The sequence below is a fragment of the Pseudoalteromonas sp. GCY genome, assembly GCF_016695175.1.
Classification (GTDB): Bacteria; Pseudomonadota; Gammaproteobacteria; order Enterobacterales; family Alteromonadaceae; genus Pseudoalteromonas.
Genome location: NZ_CP068023.1, coordinates 1,751,660 through 1,769,333, shown reverse-complemented (window position 1 = coordinate 1,769,333; position 17,674 = coordinate 1,751,660). Strand labels below are relative to the sequence as shown.

The following is a 17,674-nucleotide window of genomic DNA, read 5'->3' as shown; positions in this document are numbered from 1 at the left end:
AAACCAACCCATAGTAACACGCTGCTTACCCTCCAAATCAAATCACCCAACTTCTTACTGACATGGCGGCAATAAAATAGTAAAACATGTCCCAACACCCTCTTCACTCTCAACCAATAACTCTCCACCATGCTCTTTGATTATATCGTAGCTAATGGAGAGCCCGAGCCCAGTGCCTTTACCGACAGGCTTAGTAGTAAAAAAGGGGTCAAATATCTTATCAATGATCTCCTTGGGGATCCCAACGCCACTGTCTTGCACACTGATCGCAACACTGCCATTTTCCAAATCCGTTTTTACCTTAATTTCTCCCTCACTCTCTAATGCTTGCGCTGCATTGATGAGCAAGTTTGTCATTACTTGAATTAGCTTGCCTTGGTTCCCCAGCACTTGAGGGACTTCACTTAACTGTGTGATCACGTTAGCATGATACTTGAGCTTACTCTTCACCAGATTTAACGTTGTCTTTATGCAGGTATTAATATCGCAAGGTTGCAATTGAATAGTATCTGCTCTAGAAAACTGTTTGAGATCGTTCACAATCGCAGAAACTCTTTGTAGCCCGGTCATCGACTCATCAATCAGTTCAGTACAATCGCTATTAATAAAAGCAAAGTCTTTGTCTTGAACAAATTGATTGAACGCATTACGTTCACCGGGTTCAAGTCCGAGCTGAACCGCACGCTTTGCAAGTTCGGCATAATCGCCATGATAGTGACGCATCACATCGAGGTTACTCATCACAAAACCGAGCGGGTTATTTATTTCATGGGCAACTCCAGCGGCCAATTGACCCACAGAGGCCATTTTTTCTGAGTGAACAAGTTGTTGCTGCGCGGCTTCAAGCTCTCTGTTGGTGGCCTCAAGCTGCTGATTTTTCTGATTCAGCTTTTCAGTTCTCTGTGCCACCAATTCTTCTAAGTGTTTATTTAGCTCAATCAAATCATGCTTATATCGCTCTCGACGCTCATGCTCTTCGGCTAAAGTTTGTGATAGCTCATCAAACGCTAAAGACAGTTCTTGTAACTCATCTTTACTTTGTATTGGTTTCCATTTGAAATCAAATACGCCTTTTTTGACATTACGAGCGATAAATTTAGCTTGGCTTTTCAATATATACAGATTGGTTGTGAGGTATATACCCAGAAAATAGGAGAAAATAGCAACTAACGCCATTTCAAACAGCGCGATAGAAACCGTCCAGCGTTTTACTTCAGACATCGTTCGATTTATCGTACCAATATCAATGCCTATCTGAATGGTGCCAAACAGTGTCCCTCCCTCAACAATATCAGCATGAATATCAAAAATACCGTCGGTGACTTTCGCAACTAACGTATCATCTTCAAATATGCGCGCTTTAAAGCGCTCGTTTCCCGCAAAGGAAAGAGTTTGGTTTTCACCATCGATCACTTTAACGTAAAGGATATCTGGGTTACTTAATAACTCATTGGTAAAAGCATCTAGCGAGGCTAAATCGTACGACAGCACAGCATCCTTGGTTGCGCTCGCAAACAAGCTTGCGGTCGTGGTTGCGCGTTTATTCATGGCGTCATTTGCAGACTCCATCATAAAATCAATCACCACAAATATAAGTGCACTCAACAGCACCGCTTCAATAATAGCGGTGCCAATCATGGTTTTGAGTCTTAACGATAGCCTTTTCATTCAGTCGTGGCGCTTCTTAATCATCCGAGTACTATTTGCCAACCAAGGTTTCTAATTCTAATGCTTTTACGTCTTGCCAGTCCTCGTTCGACGCTGCCATAATTCCTTTAAAATTCACCGCTTCGAGTAGCCTAATTCCCTCTTCACTCAGTTCAAGAGAGGTCAACGCCGCGACTAATCTTTGCCTTGCATCTTCTGGCATTGCTCTTTTTACGGCGAATGCATGTGGTGTATAACCTTTTGTCGTCCAGAGAATGTCGAGTTGTGATTTAATTTTAGGATCGGCGTTGTTGAAAGTACGCATGACACCGCCCCCTGCTTTGACAAATCCTCTCGACACGTTGAGATAAACGGAATCATGGGAAGATACATATCTTGGCGTAAATTCAATACCTTGTTTCGCCAATTCCCCTCGGGGCAAAATGCTCGCAGCAAATGCAGCAGGAGCCGGAAAAGCGAGCGTCTCTCCTCGCAACTGCGATAAGTCAGTAATACCCGCTCCCTTTTTAACCACGATGATCCCTTTTATCATTTTATCTCTTTGCTTGGCGATAGCTTGATAACCTGCCCGCTCATTAAATACAACAAAGTGATAGGGATTCATGTATGCCACATCATACTCTTGCTGCAGCACGCGGGCTTCAAAGGTTGGTATATCTTTAGCGGTTTTAAACGTGTAGTTATCTCCGGTTTTATCACTGAGATAATCGAGAATAGGCTGCCAATTTTTGGCTAACTTATTTGCAGACTGCTGCGGCACAAAGGCGAAGGTATAATCACCACTCAAACATAAAGCGGGAAAAAAAATGAGACTCATCAGCAGGATTTTTATCATCACATCACCACCTAGCAATAAACACTTTTCGAATAAGGACTTAAGTTCCACAAAAGTATAGATCAATATTAAAAAACGGCTTATTTGCTCATTGATAAAAGTGCCTGTCCTTTATCTTTACTTTATCTTATATCCTTATCTTTGTTGGCCTTGATATTTTGTAACGCGCTTGCCAGCCAAATGGTAAACTGGTGGACAATCGCCGAACTCTTGCGATAAGTCGTTTGCCTGAGCCAATAGCCATAGCCTGAAAATTCCTCCATTGTCGTGCTTTTACTTAACCACCCCTGTATAACTGCTGACTCAGCTAATACATCGCTCAATAGTGCCAGCCCTTGCCCGGCCACAGCCGCCTGCAAGACAAAGTGTTCTTGCTCAAAATAACGCAAGTCATAATGACTTTCGTCAATGTGCGCTCGCCAAGGAATATTTTCAAGCCCCGTTTCGTCTTGCCAATGGGTGAGAAATAGTACAGGTTTACCTTGGTCTGGCACCCGATAACTTGGACTAGCATAAAGCCCTATTTTTTCGGTAATAAGATGAGTTTCATTGGAATTCGGATCCGCTTTGCCATAACGCAGGGCGATATCAATATGCTTCTCTTTATTTAAATCAATGAGTTGATCGCTCGCGCATATTGTGACGGTTTGGTTTGGGAAAGCATGATTAATGGCAGCCATATTCGGAGCAAACCAAAGTGCAGCAAATGAATTACAACATGAAATAAGCAAGTCGTTCTTTTGCTCAGTAAACTCAATAAACGCATTATCAAGTATATTGAGTGAATCAATACACACCTTTGCCAGTGCCTGTCCTTGTAATGTTAATTGCACTGCTCGCGTTTTTCGCTCAAAAAGCTGAACTCTTAACTGTGATTCAAGTGACTTTATCTGATGTGACACTGCCGTAGGCGTAACATTAAGTACCCGCGCCGCATCTTTAAAGCTCAAGTAGTGCGCAGCAACCGCAAAGGTTTTTATGTTATTCAAAGACGGTAAATGTGTGAACATAGCAAACCTATAAATTAGTTTATCTCATCTATTTGTGGATTCTTCTCAGTTGTCACATTGCTTACGTAAGCACAAAATAAAACACAGTAAACAACTGGATAAAAATCATGAAAAACATTCTATATATAAGTAGTAGCGCAAGAAAGTATAGCGAGACGAGTTCGCAACATCAGTCAATTAGTCGGATGTTAGGTGAGCAGTTTTTGACAGAATTTAGCTGCCAAACACATAAAGTAGAAATCACCCATCGCGACCTCTCCGTGAAACAACCAGCATTCATCGATGAAACATTTATCGCGGCTGCATTTGCAAAAGGAGTGTTGAGCGAAGAGCAACGCTTAGTACTCGCTGAGTCTGACGAAATTATCAAAGAAGTGACCAATGCCGATATTATTGTGATCGCAAGTCCTATGTATAACTACGGAATGCCTGCCGTGCTAAAGGCTTGGTTTGATATGGTGATCCGAGTAAATAAAACCTTCAGCTTTGATTTAGCGCGAGGTGATAAACCACTGGAGCCAATTTTATCAGGTAAAACACTGGTATTACTGGCCTCTTGGGGGGAGTTTGCATTTAAAAAAGGTGAGTCACAATATCATTTGAATCACCTAAGTAGCCATATCGAGCAGCTGGCTCCATATTTAGGTGCTGAAGACTTTTATGAAATCGCATCTGAGTATCAAGAGTTTGGAGACGACAGGCATAAAAACTCCAAACAAAGTGCTATCGATGAAGTACACAAACTAGCGCAAATACTTAGCGCTAAGTAAGAGCACAAGTGAGCGTATTGCGCTCACCATACTCTCACGCAGCTTAATGTTTATAGTGATAGGTAATCTTACTTTCTAGATGCTTAGGCTCAATATTAATAGGACGATAAAGCTGGATAGTGCCCACAAGCGTTGCACCATCACTAATTGTAAGCGTTGGTAAGTCATCCTCAAGCTTAGAAGCAATATATCCTGCCTGACGAAAAATCACATCACCTTGAACGGTACCGCCGCTGGCAATCGTAATATCTCCGCTCGCATTGATTACGTTTCCTTCAATAAAAACCGACTCACCAACCTCAATATTACCATTGGTAACTTGAATACTCCCATATACGTGCGCTTTTTCCATCAGCATAATATTGCCATTATCAACACGAACCGACTGCGCCTCGCTATGCTTATCAAGCAGAATATTACCGTTGGTCACTTCTGCGGATTTAACTTTGGCCCCTTCAGCTAGCGTAATATTGCCATTTTGTAGGGATAAATTCCCCGCTCTTTGGCCACTTGCCACATCAATATTTCCAGCAAAATGTCTTAGGTTTTCACCATGAGTAGCATTAAGATTACCGACAGAGCATGCAACCAAGTTGAAGGTAAACGCAAGCGCGAGTGGATATTGATAAAGTTTGTTGGTCATTATTTTTTCTTCTTGTTATTGGCAATTTTCGCAACTACCTTGAGCGGTGCTAAGCAAGTTTCACGTGACTTTAACGTTCAAATTAAGCTCGAGTGGTATTAAGCGCGAATAGAATTCTAGTTCGATAAAAAACCTACTCAAGGAGATCTGAGTAGGTTCTTGAGTGTGAGTCTAAGCATTCAAAACAGCAAGTAACCTGCCTTTTGAAGTCACTAAATCGGCTTTGTCAGCCTCAGCTAGATAACTGATAAGGTAAGTCTCAAGGCTGCTTTCTTCACCTTGCAGTTTTGCATCCAGCATCGCGACTTGCTCAGACATTCTCTCGCTTTGCAACCCTTCCGGTGATGACTGATTCGTTAAAATCTCAAGTCTTAACAGCAACTGAGCGGCGTTTAGCGAGGTTTTATTACTACCTTGCCAAGAGCCTGGAATATCACCATCAGTGTCTACCGCTTCCACCAGTTCATTGAACTTTTCACGACGCTGTGAAGAAAATAGATCATCTAATTTCGACTTCACTTGTGACAATAAACGATTCTTTTCTTGCTTCAGTCCTGGCACTACAATAAACGTATTGAGTTCGTCACGAATGGCAGCCAGTTCATTTTGAGTAATCGCTTCGATGACTTTGCTGTCGAACTCTGCTAGCAACTGACGCTGCTCGGCTTCCTGCGACTTTTCCTGTGCTTTTTGCTCTGCATACTGTGCACTGCGTTTTTCAAACACGGCATCATTATGGGCACGAAATGCTTTCCACAAAGTATGCTCTTGCTTGGCACCAGCAAAACCAATTTGCTGCCACTGTTTTTGCAATGATTTCAGTAAGTCACAAGCTGCTGCCAAATCTTCAGCCTCTAACTGCTGCTGCGCAGTTTCAACTAGCTTTGCCTTTTCAACGGCATTGGCTTGATGGAAGGCTTTAAGTTTCTCGTAAACCGCTTGATGATGCTCACGGTAAATCGAATTCAGCTTTTGATAGACTTTAGCATCCACATTACCAGCATTTTTCCACGCTTTGGCTAGGCGATTAAATTGTGCTTCCACTTCTCGCCAATCAATACCCTCGTTATCCAAAGCACTTAGCAGCGCTTTCACTTCTTCAATCACCACTTCACGCGCTATTTTTGCCTGCTCACGCTGTACTTCTTGCTCCGCAAAGTAAGCGCGACAAGGTGCAAACAATAACTCAATTTTTTCGTCAAATTGAGCTGCTTGCGCCTTTTCCTGTTCCGTTTCAACATGACCAAGCTCGTTCCAACGTGTTCTAAGTAATTTTACTTCCTCAGCACGCTTAACTGGGTCTACCGACTCCTCAGCCAGTTTGATATCAAGCTCCGCAAGCAGTTCTTCACGTTTAGGTGTGGCGGCATACTTTTGCCAATCTTTAAGGTCTTTTAATGCTTGAGACAAGCTTTCATGCTGGTTTTCGAGCTGCTTTTTGTAGCTTGGCGTAAGCAACTCAAACTGCTCAATAAAGCCATTAAAAACACCAAATGCCACGTTAAATCGACCCTGATCAATTAATCTTTGAACATCGCGTGCTTTCTTCTTCGCGATTTTGAGTGCTTTTTCTTGCTCATTTTTCAGCGGTTCGATAGCTGTCATAAACGCTTGGCTTGCATCTGACAGCTCAGCTTTTGCTGATTTATGCAATACCTTAGGCAGTGAATCTAGTGCTTTACGCGCTGCAACATAGCGGTCTTTTTGTACTTGCACTTGGGTATCAAGCGCTTCTAATGAAGTTGGTACCTCAACCGTCTTCAACTCTGCTAAGGTGTTATTGAAGGTTTCACTTGCGGCAATAAGCGCAGGTAGATCAGCAAGATCACGCTCAATATTTTGCAGTTTTCGGGTGAACTCGCCAAGCGCTTCAACAGTGACATATTGAGGTGCAGACACCTTACCTTTTAATACTTCACTACGTTTAACCAGTGCATCGTGCGAGGCTAAGTCTAGTGTTTTACATGCAATTTCGACCGATTTTTCAATGGCTTCAAGTTCAGCAGTTAATTCAGCGACCTCTAGGGCTTCATTTTGCTTTTGCATTAACTCAGCTTGCTGTGCTTGATGTTTAACTTGTAACTCATTGAGATGACGGTTTAATTTATCTGCTACTTGTTGATACTTTGCATCTAATGCAGTTACCGTTTCAGCATCTAACCACTTAAGCTCAATGCTTTGCCACTGTGCAAATAACTGCTGTGCTTGCGCGTTCACCGTTTCATAGTTTTGCTTATCTCTTAGCGCGTTTAACTTAGCAAGCACAACTCGCGTTTGCTCAGCAACTTGAGCTGGCATTTCTTTTGCTAATCGCTGCTGCTCCAGTGATCCACTAAGAGAAGTAAACGCTTCACCTTTGGCTGCCTTTAGGACACTCTTTTCAAGTGAATGCTGTGCAATCAGTTCCAACATGGCAACCTGAAGTGCTTCATCACCTTCTTTGAATGATTTTTCGATTAACGTGGCGTTCGCAAGGCGCTTGAGGAGTTTAACTTTGTTTGTTAAATCGGTTTCAATTAACGCGACTTTCTCAAGCGTTTTAGCTGGCGCATAGCGTTCAATGTATTCTTCACGAATGTTGCTCTGCAGTGCGGTGTCTTGATTAATGACCGCACTCGAAATTTTCTGCTCAGCAAGCTCTTTTAGCTCGCTATCTTGCTTATAAACTTTCCACCAAAGACCAAGGTCATTTACCTTAGTAAGTACCTTTTTTCTGATCTGCGCAGACTCGTCCTCAAGTGCTAGCGTGTGTAGTAAAGTTGCGTCTTTGCTTAAGTCTAACTTGTCCACTGCTTGCGAGCGAACGTCAACCTTAGGGTGTTTCCATTTCGGTGTAAAAAGGTGTTTAAAGATCATTTTCACTGAACCTAGCTATTTCATTGTCGGCTTTGAATTCTTGTTGTAATTCGCGTTTGGATTTTTGCACCATTTCACCTTTTTCGTTGATGGTGAACTGCTCATTGGACTTAGCTACTTTTGCTTGATATAGCATGACCAACTGCACAGTTTGCTCTTTTTGCGCATCACTTAGCGGCGTACCATCAGGCCACTTTCCGGTTGACGCACCATATTGCAAACGCTCGAATACTTCAGGGGTAATATTTTGAACTAAGCTATCTACATTCATTACTACTTTTTCTTTTTCAAAATAACGAGGATGACTCGATTAATTAAGTACCAAACCGCACCAATGCCTATAGCGCTTTTGCTTGCGATCATTTCAAACGAGTTAGGTTCAGGCTGCTGCCAATAGATATATAAGAATCCACCTAGCACTAGGATCAGTGCAATAAACGAGTAATTCATTACAGATTGTTGACGTTTTACGCGATTTCTAGAGGCCGCTTTCTCTCTGTCTTCTTGAGAAAAGTCTGCTAAATTGGTTTCACAATGCGGGCAGGACTTATGTTTGGAGGAAATAGGTTTACCGCAGCTTGGACACTGTGCTATTGCCATCGTGTTACTTCTCCATAATACAAAAAAGGGCACCTGTGAGGCGCCCTATTCTACTACCTTTGCGAAGTCTTGTCCTTACATGACAAGATAATTTTAATTAAAATTCGCTCACTGTTTGTGTTCTTTGTTGAAATCTTCCCAGTATTCTTTAACCGAAGATTTCATTTCTTTTCTGAGCAGTAAAATACCAAATAAGTTAGGTAACGTCATCACGACGATGGCCACTGCAGCCAACTTCCACACCAGTGTCGTATCAGCAAACGACGCCCAGAAGAAACCTGCAACATAGAACACGCGATATGGCATGACCGAACGACTACCTAGAAGATAAATCATCGCGCGGTCGCCATAGTATGACCATGCAATTGCCGTAGAAAACGCGAATAACAACAAACCAATCGAAACGATGTATTTACCATTTTCGCCCAAATAACCTCGGGTAAATGCTTTGGTTGTCAGCTCTGCCGAGTGCACCAAAGAATACCCAATCACGCTGATACTGTTGTCTGTTGGCAAGCCGTCTTTCACTTCGACGGTACCCGTGTACTTGTGACGCTCTGTAATACCAAAACGTACTTGCTCACCAATAGAACGCGAGTGGATCACGGTAAAGTTTTCTGTTACCGCCTTACCCTGTACGACTTCAATCTCACCATTGAAAGGTTTGACATTGTGCTCTTTTTTACCATTCAAATAGGCGTACAATGCATCTCGGTCTTGTTGATTCGATTCGTCATATTTACCGTCTAAGATAACCATAGACGAGCGCTCAAAATGGGTTTCGAACTTTTCAGTCCACACACCCGATGACAAAATAACCAATCCCGTCAAGGTACAGATAATGATTGTGTCAATAAACGGTTCAAGAATTGAAACCATACCTTCAGACACTGGCTCATCGGCTTTTGCCGAAGCGTGCGCGATTGGTGCTGAACCTTGACCCGCTTCGTTAGAAAACAAACCTCGGTTAACCCCACGGTTGAATGCATACGCAAAAGAAGCCCCTAAGAAACCACCCGCTGCCGCAGAGCCCGTAAAGGCATCTGTAAATACAGAAAGGAAAGAAGGAACGATATTCTCAACGTTGTAGAAAATAACGGCAAAAGAACCAAGAATATAAATCGCAGCCATTAATGGCACAACGCGAGAAGTGATGGCAGCAATGCGCTTGATACCACCAAGAATAACCAAAGCAAGTAGAATAGAAAGCACCGCACCTGTGGCCATAGGCGCAAAACCAAAAGTCGCTTCCATGCCTTGAGCAATGTTGTTGATCTGCGGCAAACTACCTGTACCAAATGAGCTAATCACAGTGGCAATTGCAAATAATACCGCTAGCCATTTCATGTTTAGGCGACGATCCATATAGTACATTGGACCACCAGCCATTGTGCCATCATCTGTTTGTACGCGGTATTTATGCGATAGCGTAACTTCCACAAATTTGGTTGTCATACCAAAAAAGGCCGTCATCCACATCCAAAATAATGCTGCTGGTCCACCGATTGAAATTGCCAGCGCCACCCCACCAATATTACCAGTACCAACCGTGCCAGAGAGTGCCGTTGCGAGTGCTTGGAAGTGCGTGGTATCGCCTTCTAGGCCTTTTTTATCATATTTACCGGTAACGACTTTACACGCATGTTTGAAATATCTGATCTGTGGAAATTTCAAGTAGATTGTAAAAAATAAACCTACCCCTAACAGTACATACGGGAACCAAGGTGAACCACCTAACATTCCATCTAAGCTATCTAATAAGCTGCCTAACGCATCCACAAATATTCCCCTTTATTGTTGTTATTACACCCTGTCGAGGTGCTCTACCTTATTATTTTTAAATACTACTTTGTTTTAAATATTATTTTTTGTTGTTCTTTTAAACGCACAAAAATAAACGGGTAATCAAAATGGTGATTACCCGTCTTTAAGCTTATCTTAAGTCATCAACCACATTTAAGATTGCAGCTAACGTGTCTTGACCAAACTGATATGAACGTCGGTCTGACCAGCCGAAGTAAGGATCCGGCAGATTTGCATTGTCCTTAAACGGCATTTCAACGGTATAGGCCAACGCTTTGAACGCTTCACCAACAGCACACGAAGCAACGGTAAGATTTGCTTCACCCGGTGCATCTTTGTCGTAACCAAATTCATCTTGGAACTCAGGTGTGATAGTTAACAGTGCCGCCTTAAAAGATTCTTCCAAACGCTGTAGGCGCTCATCATAACTCGGAATACCTTCACTGCCCGCAACGAAGTTATACGGTAGTGCTTCATCACCATGAATATCTAGGTACATATCCAGCCCAGTTTCATGCATTTTATTTAATACATAATAAACTTCAGGTGAGTTCTCAAGTGTTGGCGTTTGCCATTCACGGTTAAGGTTTACGCCTTTTGCATTAGTGCGAAGATGGCCACGAACGCTGCCGTCCGGATTCATATTTGGCACGACATAAAATACCGCTTTCGATAACAGTGCAGCGGTATGTGGATCTTCGTCATCCAATAGTTTGTGAAGTAGACCTTCAACAAACCATTCTGCCATCGTTTCACCCGGGTGCTGACGCGCCGTGATCCAAATCTTTTTCTTCTCATCTGACGGCTCACCAATAGTGAGTAAGCTCATATCACGGCCGTCAAGCGTTTGACCTAGAGTCTCTACAACGCACGCGTCGTGGGCTTGAGCCCAGTAGACTAGGTCTAAATGACGCTCATAACTATAAGGAGCAAAATAAGCAAAGTAGGTGTGAGCACATTCAGGCTCAAAATCGATAGTTAATGTGCCATTCTCATAACGGGTTGGCACACGGAACCAAGTTTGACGATCGTAAGATGCAACCGCGTGATAGTCATCCCAACCTTCTGGATATGCTGAGTTCAGTAGTTGGTTGATATGAATTTTGTGCTCTAAAAAAGGCGTAGACTCAAGTCTAAAGTGAAACCATTGAAAAAAGTCAGACTCATTGTCTTTATTGATTTCTAGTTGAATATCTGCAGGTGATTCTGCTTTTACCACCTTGATATTACCACTATCGAAATTACTCGTAATGCGCATAGGTTTCCCTAAATAAGTTAAAAACTGCTGTGTAAATACACTGTTACCATACTCAACTATGCTTCAGTCTAGAATAATATCAAACCTCAAAGAGAGGTAATATTGTGCCTGTCTTTGCACAAAGTTGAGGTGTAACTTTTTGTTAGCTAATTGTAGCTGACCTATCTTTGCAAGCCTACCACAACGAACTTGTTTCAAAAACTAAAAAAGCCAGCTGGTGCTGGCTTTTTATCGTAAATTTCGTGTTAGCGAGGTAGGCTCGGGAATTTTACTTCCGCCATGTCCTGCATTACACGTACAACCTGACAGCTGTAACCAAACTCGTTATCGTACCATACGTAAAGTACTACACGGTCGCCATCAACGATGGTTGCTTTTGAGTCAACCACACCTGCATAACGACTACCCACAAGGTCAGTAGACACGATTTCTGTTGATGCTGTGTAGTCAATCTGGTCACGCAGTTCAGAGTAAAGTGAAGACTCGCGAAGGAATTCATTTAGCTCTTCAGCGGTTGTTTCTTTACCTAGATTTAGGTTAAGAATTGCCATTGATACGTTTGGTGTTGGTACACGGATTGCGTTACCAGTTAGTTTACCAGCAAGCTCTGGAAGTGCTTTAGCAACCGCTTTTGCAGCACCGGTTGAAGTAATAACCATGTTCAATGCTGCACTACGACCACGACGCTCAGCTTTGTGGTAGTTGTCGATCAAGTTTTGGTCATTGGTGTAAGAGTGAACCGTCTCAACGTGGCCATTCTTAATACCAAACTTGTCGTTAAGTGCTTTTAATACCGGTGTGATTGCGTTAGTTGTACAGCTTGCTGCAGAAACAATCTTGTCTTCAGACTGAATGTCTGAGTTGTTAACACCATAAACGATGTTTTTGATGTCACCTTTAGCTGGCGCTGTAAGTAGCACTTTGGACGCACCGATTGACTTAAGGTGTTTACCTAAGCCATCTTCGTCTTTCCAAACACCTGTATTATCTACGATAAGTGCGTTTTCAATACCGTATTTTGTGTAATCTACTTCTTCAGGTGAGTTTGCGTAGATAACTTGAATGTAGTTACCGTTTGCTTTAATCGCACCTTTTTCATGGTCTACTGTGATTGAACCATTGAAAGGACCATGAATTGAGTCACGGCGCAGTAAACTTGCACGTTTCTCAAGATCACCATCGTGGCCACCGCGAACAACGATTGCACGTAGGCGTAAATCAGCGTGAGAGCCGCCACGTTCGATAAGTAGGCGTGCTAATAAACGGCCAATGCGACCAAAACCATAAAGAACGACGTCACGAGGTTCTGGACGTGCACCTTGGTTTAGTAATTCTGCAAGTTCTGCATTTAAAAACTCTTCGATTGAGCGACCTTCACCTGCATTTTTATAAATGTAGGCATAAGCTAGCTTACCAAGGTCAACGCGACCTGGTGCTAATTCCATTTTGCTGATCACTTCTAAGAATGGAAAGCTTTCACGAAGACGTAGTTTGCGCTCTTCAAAGCGTGCTACTGTTTTGTGTGCTTTGATAACATCAATGGTGCTTGCGCTCACAAGAGGACGACCATATACAGAGATTTCAACGCCTTTATTACGGTATAGACGACCGATTAGGGGTTGCATGCTTTCTGCATAATCTTGACGCTCTTGCCAGCTGTTTTGATATTCTTGCTCGTGAGATAAGGTCATTTTTTCTGCCTAATAAACAATTTTCTTTGAACGGATAGCCCGAATGGGCACAGCTATTCTAATTTAAACTGCCATGATTCTCCACTGTTACCGAGCAATTCATTGCGTTAAACTAGTAAACTATTAGCTCTACCCTGTTTATTAGGGGATCACACCCTATAATTATAAAAAATCATTGAGGTCAAACTATGGCGTTTAAAAAGTCGCTAGTTTTTGCAGCGTTACTACTTGCTGGTTGCGACGACACCCTAACATTGAACCAAGTGTGTAGCGAAACGCCTGGTTTTTGTGAAGACTTAAATACAGACAGTCACTGTAAAGACGAACGTGCGTCGCTTATCTACGCGCGCTACCACGAATACAAGTCGCCGACGGACGAAAACAAATATGACTTGTTGCAAAATTTAGAAAGCTACAACCTATGTGTTTCTCGCGCCGCCAAAATTGAGCACATCAAGTTAAAAGAAAAAACCACTTCACGAGTGGAAGGTCATCTTACCGCACTAAAAGAAATGACACGTATTTATAATGAAACAAAAGACAGTAACCACCCAGGCCTACTTTATTATCATTGGTCTCGTAACAATGATCGCACTGCAATGAACAAGCTTTTGAATATGCAGGACGACTCTAGAGTGCAAAACGATCCCGAAATTCAGCTTTTCCTCGCAGAGTTTTACGCCAAAGTAGATGATGATAAAACCGTTGATATTCTCTACCGCGTATTAGAGCTGAATAAAAGCGGCCATACCCCTAACCCTGAAGTCTATTCATCTTTAGTCAGTATCTTCTACAAACATGAAAAGTATAAGCACGCATATACGTTTGCCCGAGTGGCTCAGCTTTCTGGGGTTGAAGATATTGATATTATTCCAGTGACAAACCAACTGGCTTCAATGGGAAAAGATTTAGCCAACTTAGATTCATTGGCGCAACGAACTTATGAGAGCATTCAAGCTGGGGAATTCGTTTCCCCACGTGATTTCTGAGCCTTATTATCAAAATCAAAACGGGAAGCCTATGCTTCCCGTTTTTGAAAATAATATCACCACTACTTTGCAAGTGCTACGTTAATAAATACTGCGGTCATCAAGACTGGGCAAACAAATCTAACATATTGAGCAAACCAGTAATGTGCACCACGGGATTCTAAGTGAAGCTGATTACCGCGTTTCCAAACCCAGCCAACAGTAATAAAGTAGAAGAGTCCCATCAATGGTAGCTGATATTGCGTGAAGAGACTGATCACCAATTCGAACAGCCAATCAAAATTTAGAATAATCGTGCTCGATGCTAATAAGATAACTAACGTAACCAACCAAGTCGCTTGTTTACGTTTAAAGCCATGGTTTTCAACCAAGAACGATACCGGAATTTCTGTTGAAGAAATGGTAGAAGTTACCGACGCAATAGACATAAGCACAAAGAAAGTCAGGCTAACTAATAACCCCATTTCCCCCATATTGGTAAATAGCTCGGGTAAAATGGCAAAAATCAACCGGCCTTCACCGATTAATTTGCCGTCTTGAAATACTTGAACACCATTTTGCTGCGCAACAAATATAGCAGGGATAATAAGTAAACCGGCCAAAAATGCGACACTGGTGTCTAGCATTGCAACACTAAACGTGAGCTTAGGTAGATTTTCGTTCGGTTTTAAGTACGAGCCATAAATCATCATGCAGCCCACTCCCAACGACAACGAAAAGAATGCCTGCCCCATCGCCGCGATGATCAAATCAGGATCACTAATTTTTGAAAAGTCCGGAACTAAATACGTTCTAAACCCTTCTGCAGCGCCATCTAAAGTCGCCATATAACCAATAAGGCAAAGCAGTAATACCAGCAACAACGGCATGAGTCTGCGCGACCAGGCTTCTATGCCTGATTTTACGCCTTTGAGAATAATGCTCGCAGTCAGAATTAACATCAATGGCGTAAAGATAAAGTTTCTAAGCATCGAGTCACCGCTAAGAAACTGGTGTGCGGCATCTAATTCTGCCATTTGCGCAAGAGGATCAAGTGCATGAGACAGCATCCATCCAGCCACAATGGAGTAAAAGCTTAGCATCACGATAGCACCAGCAAGGCCGATATAACCCGCCGCGGCCCCTATTTTCGGATTACCTTCACGCCAGGCTGTTTTGAGTGCTTTAACTGGGTTTGCTTGTGCCTGATGGCCTAAATACAATTCTGTGTAAAGTGCAGGTAATGCGAGTAAGAAAATCACCGCAAAATAAACCAGTAAAAATGCACCGCCACCGTGGTTTGCAGCTTGTGTGGGAAATCCCCAAATGTTACCAAGTCCAACAGCCGCACCAGCTGCTGCTAACACAAAGCCAAGTCGGCTTTGAAATCCATCGCGCGTATGAGCCATGTCTGTAATCAATCATTATTTTTTGTAGACGGCCGATTATACGTACTTCCGCTGAAAATGCGAGAGGTTCTCGGTGCGCCTCAGAAACTCGAGTCGGGCGTCTCTAGAAAGTCCATTTCTTCTTCTGTTGAATCGCGATTGAGTATTTCATTTCGATGGGGGTAACGGCCAAATCTATCGATAATTTTTTTATGCGCGACTTCAAAATCATAGTTAGGCAGGTCTCGAAAATAATGATCCGCGGCACGGTGTATGATGCGACTTTCGCTGTGCATCATAGGTAGGTATAAAAACATCAATTCAGTATCGTTAAGCTGTCGGTGATAGCCCTTTTCGATGGCGTGTTGGGTGAGGCTCAGCGCCAAAGGATCACTGGCAAACGCCTCTGGAGTGTCTCTGAATATATTGCGTGAAAACTGATCTAAGATAATGATTTCGCACAGCGCGCCAAGAGGTGTCGCTCTCCAGCTCGAAAGCTCACCTTGGTGCGCCATTTGGTGCAAAATACCGAAGCGATTTTTTATTATGCGATCAAAGTCCGCAGACTTCTTCCACCAGTCTGATTCAGTGCATTCAACAAACCAGAATTCGTAGACGTCTTTATAATTCATGATGGCACTCCTAGGGAAAAACAAACTTGAAGGTCAGCAGACCCTAACCGTTATAAACAAAGTGCCACCCCTTGCTCAATAATGCAACTTTTTTATTAGTTCCTTAACAACAATAAATTCACTTACGCAACCTCTAGTAATTTAGCATGAATTGACTGCACGACCTGATCTGACTCCTGTTGCTCAACTAAAAAGCACAGATTGTGCTTGCTCGCACCATGGCATATTAGTCGAATATTGAACTCTGACAACACATCCATGAGGTTAAGTTGACACTTCTTCAACTGGATCTCAGAACCTATCATGGCCACTAAAGTAAGATTATTTTCAACGGTCACATGACAAAACTCGCCAAGTTCATCCAAACAAGCTTGTTCTAACTCTGGTCGAGAAGCATTCGGCGCATTATCTAGCGTAAGCGCGACACTAATTTCCGAAGTCGTTACCAAGTCAACCGATATATTGTAATTGCTTAGAATGGTGAAGATACGAGCCAAAAAGCCGCTAGCAAGGAGCATTTCAGGGCTTTTTAGCGTCAATAGTATTTGGTTTTTACGTTGTGTCACAGCGCGAATGCCTGCCTGCGCCGTTTTCTCTTTTTCAATCCAAGTACCACCCGCTTGCGGATCACGACTTGAACCAACAAATACTGAAATACCTTTACGACTAGCTGGTAATATGGTTGCGGGATGTAACACCTTAGCACCAAATGTAGCCATTTCAGCCGCTTCATCGAAACTTAAACGAGGAATAGGTCTAGCCTTTGCGCACAAGCGCGGATCAGTACTAAAAATACCAATGACATCGGTCCAAATATGCACGCTAGACGCATCAATTGCCTCAGCTAACAATGCAGCACTATAGTCAGAGCCTCCACGACCCAGCGTGGTCGTCTGGCCGTATTGGTCACTACCAATAAACCCTTGCGTCACCTGCACTGTGTCGCCAAGTAGTGCGACCAAACTGGTTTGCGCGGCTTCACGCGTAGCTGCAACATTCGGATTCGCTTTACCAAATTGATTATCTGTTTTAAGCACTTTACGCACATCAAAGCGCGACGCCTGAACTTGGTTATTACGTAATATTTGGGTAAACAAATAAGAAGAAAAACGTTCGCCAAAGCTCAGCATTTCATCGCATTGCTGTCTGCTAAGTGCTGGTAAACTCGCAAGGCTTTCAAATTCACTGAAAGTTTGCTTGTAACCCTCAGCAAGATCAGCATCCAAAGACACTTGGTCGATAATCGCTTGCTGTATGTTTTCAACCGCTGCAACAACTGCTTTGCGCCCGGCTTCATCTTCCTTTTGTTGGGTTAGCGTTACAAGGTGATTGGTTACGCCAGCACATGCACTCACAACGACCACTCGAACATTTGGGTTGTCACGAACAATGTGAGCACAACGAGACATAGCTTCAAAGTCAGCGACACTGGTACCGCCAAATTTGGCTACAACATACTGCGAATTCATTTTCTCTCCTCTCGACTGTTGGCACAGTCAAATTTTATAAGGAGAACTCGGCATGGGATTTCTAGAAAGACGAACGCTTGAAA

The 17,674-nt window shown here is 42.9% G+C and carries 15 protein-coding genes; 2 read left to right on the top strand and 13 right to left on the bottom strand.

Features of this window, described 5'->3' with window-relative positions; translation table 11 throughout:
- Nucleotides 1–54: 54 nt before the first annotated feature.
- The 3 genes from JJQ94_RS13030 to JJQ94_RS13020 all read right to left on the bottom strand — a co-directional run bounded on the left by JJQ94_RS13030 (nt 55) and on the right by JJQ94_RS13020 (nt 3,513).
- The gene (locus tag JJQ94_RS13030; protein WP_236596606.1) at nt 55–1,668 is read right to left on the bottom strand and encodes a sensor histidine kinase; all 1,614 of its coding nucleotides are present in this window, start codon (nt 1,666–1,668) and stop codon (nt 55–57) included.
- 31 nt (nt 1,669–1,699) lie between these two features.
- Nucleotides 1,700–2,503 carry a phosphate/phosphite/phosphonate ABC transporter substrate-binding protein gene (locus JJQ94_RS13025; RefSeq protein ID WP_099029745.1) on the bottom strand — a complete coding sequence of 268 codons (804 nt, stop codon included), beginning with the start codon at nt 2,501–2,503 and terminating at the stop codon, nt 1,700–1,702.
- Between the two features lie 122 nt (nt 2,504–2,625).
- The gene (locus JJQ94_RS13020) at nt 2,626–3,513 is read right to left on the bottom strand and encodes a LysR family transcriptional regulator (protein WP_099029746.1); all 888 of its coding nucleotides are present in this window, start codon (nt 3,511–3,513) and stop codon (nt 2,626–2,628) included.
- Between the two features lie 107 nt (nt 3,514–3,620).
- Here JJQ94_RS13020 and JJQ94_RS13015 point away from each other — a divergent pair, with 107 nt between their 5' ends.
- On the top strand, nt 3,621–4,283 hold the full coding sequence (locus JJQ94_RS13015; RefSeq protein WP_099029747.1) for an FMN-dependent NADH-azoreductase: 663 nt from the start codon (nt 3,621–3,623) through the stop codon (nt 4,281–4,283).
- Nucleotides 4,284–4,326: 43 nt separating this feature from the next.
- Here JJQ94_RS13015 and JJQ94_RS13010 read toward each other — a convergent pair whose 3' ends face one another.
- From JJQ94_RS13010 to JJQ94_RS12980, 7 genes are all read right to left on the bottom strand, one after another.
- A complete protein-coding gene (locus JJQ94_RS13010) occupies nt 4,327–4,926 on the bottom strand; it encodes a polymer-forming cytoskeletal protein (protein WP_099029748.1) in 600 nt (199 codons plus the stop codon).
- Nucleotides 4,927–5,097: 171 nt separating this feature from the next.
- On the bottom strand, nt 5,098–7,782 hold the full coding sequence (locus JJQ94_RS13005; RefSeq protein ID WP_099029749.1) for a DUF349 domain-containing protein: 2,685 nt from the start codon (nt 7,780–7,782) through the stop codon (nt 5,098–5,100).
- A complete protein-coding gene (locus tag JJQ94_RS13000) occupies nt 7,772–8,053 on the bottom strand; it encodes a YeaC family protein (RefSeq protein ID WP_010371878.1) in 282 nt (93 codons plus the stop codon). The genes JJQ94_RS13005 and JJQ94_RS13000 overlap by 11 nt, the downstream gene beginning before the upstream one ends.
- Nucleotides 8,054–8,055: 2 nt before the next feature.
- Nucleotides 8,056–8,382 (bottom strand): hypothetical protein, encoded by a 327-nt coding sequence (locus JJQ94_RS12995; RefSeq protein ID WP_099029750.1) that lies wholly within the window; start codon nt 8,380–8,382, stop codon nt 8,056–8,058.
- A 108-nt stretch (nt 8,383–8,490) separates the two neighbouring features.
- Nucleotides 8,491–10,161 carry an alanine/glycine:cation symporter family protein gene (locus JJQ94_RS12990; protein ID WP_099029751.1) on the bottom strand — a complete coding sequence of 557 codons (1,671 nt, stop codon included), beginning with the start codon at nt 10,159–10,161 and terminating at the stop codon, nt 8,491–8,493.
- Nucleotides 10,162–10,315: 154 nt separating this feature from the next.
- Entirely contained in the window at nt 10,316–11,443 is a 1,128-nt protein-coding gene (locus JJQ94_RS12985) for a M14 family metallopeptidase (protein WP_099029752.1), read from the bottom strand.
- A 245-nt stretch (nt 11,444–11,688) separates the two neighbouring features.
- Nucleotides 11,689–13,134 carry a glyceraldehyde-3-phosphate dehydrogenase gene (locus JJQ94_RS12980; RefSeq protein WP_099029753.1) on the bottom strand — a complete coding sequence of 482 codons (1,446 nt, stop codon included), beginning with the start codon at nt 13,132–13,134 and terminating at the stop codon, nt 11,689–11,691.
- Between the two features lie 188 nt (nt 13,135–13,322).
- Here JJQ94_RS12980 and JJQ94_RS12975 point away from each other — a divergent pair, with 188 nt between their 5' ends.
- Nucleotides 13,323–14,123 (top strand): DUF2989 domain-containing protein, encoded by an 801-nt coding sequence (locus JJQ94_RS12975; protein ID WP_099029754.1) that lies wholly within the window; start codon nt 13,323–13,325, stop codon nt 14,121–14,123.
- A 62-nt stretch (nt 14,124–14,185) separates the two neighbouring features.
- Here JJQ94_RS12975 and JJQ94_RS12970 read toward each other — a convergent pair whose 3' ends face one another.
- From JJQ94_RS12970 to lysC, 3 genes are all read right to left on the bottom strand, one after another.
- Nucleotides 14,186–15,511, bottom strand: coding sequence for a sodium-dependent transporter (locus tag JJQ94_RS12970; RefSeq protein ID WP_099029755.1), 1,326 nt, complete (start codon nt 15,509–15,511; stop codon nt 14,186–14,188).
- 80 nt (nt 15,512–15,591) lie between these two features.
- The gene (locus tag JJQ94_RS12965) at nt 15,592–16,122 is read right to left on the bottom strand and encodes a DUF924 family protein (protein WP_099029756.1); all 531 of its coding nucleotides are present in this window, start codon (nt 16,120–16,122) and stop codon (nt 15,592–15,594) included.
- 122 nt (nt 16,123–16,244) lie between these two features.
- Entirely contained in the window at nt 16,245–17,591 is a 1,347-nt protein-coding gene (lysC, locus tag JJQ94_RS12960) for a lysine-sensitive aspartokinase 3 (RefSeq protein WP_099029757.1), read from the bottom strand.
- Between the last annotated feature and the right edge of the window lie 83 nt (nt 17,592–17,674).

Bases quoted from the DNA above. Each gene is read 5' to 3' on its own strand.
- JJQ94_RS13030 (WP_236596606.1), bottom strand. From the start codon at position 1,668: ATGAAAAGGCTATCGTTAAGACTCAAAACCATGATTGGCACCGCTATT.
- JJQ94_RS13025 (WP_099029745.1), bottom strand. From the start codon at position 2,503: ATGATAAAAATCCTGCTGATGAGTCTCATTTTTTTTCCCGCTTTATGT.
- JJQ94_RS13020 (WP_099029746.1), bottom strand. From the start codon at position 3,513: ATGTTCACACATTTACCGTCTTTGAATAACATAAAAACCTTTGCGGTT.
- JJQ94_RS13015 (WP_099029747.1), top strand. From the start codon at position 3,621: ATGAAAAACATTCTATATATAAGTAGTAGCGCAAGAAAGTATAGCGAG.
- JJQ94_RS13010 (WP_099029748.1), bottom strand. From the start codon at position 4,926: ATGACCAACAAACTTTATCAATATCCACTCGCGCTTGCGTTTACCTTC.
- JJQ94_RS13005 (WP_099029749.1), bottom strand. From the start codon at position 7,782: ATGATCTTTAAACACCTTTTTACACCGAAATGGAAACACCCTAAGGTT.
- JJQ94_RS13000 (WP_010371878.1), bottom strand. From the start codon at position 8,053: ATGAATGTAGATAGCTTAGTTCAAAATATTACCCCTGAAGTATTCGAG.
- JJQ94_RS12995 (WP_099029750.1), bottom strand. From the start codon at position 8,382: ATGGCAATAGCACAGTGTCCAAGCTGCGGTAAACCTATTTCCTCCAAA.
- JJQ94_RS12985 (WP_099029752.1), bottom strand. From the start codon at position 11,443: ATGCGCATTACGAGTAATTTCGATAGTGGTAATATCAAGGTGGTAAAA.
- JJQ94_RS12980 (WP_099029753.1), bottom strand. From the start codon at position 13,134: ATGACCTTATCTCACGAGCAAGAATATCAAAACAGCTGGCAAGAGCGT.
- JJQ94_RS12975 (WP_099029754.1), top strand. From the start codon at position 13,323: ATGGCGTTTAAAAAGTCGCTAGTTTTTGCAGCGTTACTACTTGCTGGT.
- JJQ94_RS12970 (WP_099029755.1), bottom strand. From the start codon at position 15,511: ATGGCTCATACGCGCGATGGATTTCAAAGCCGACTTGGCTTTGTGTTA.
- JJQ94_RS12965 (WP_099029756.1), bottom strand. From the start codon at position 16,122: ATGAATTATAAAGACGTCTACGAATTCTGGTTTGTTGAATGCACTGAA.
- lysC (WP_099029757.1), bottom strand. From the start codon at position 17,591: ATGAATTCGCAGTATGTTGTAGCCAAATTTGGCGGTACCAGTGTCGCT.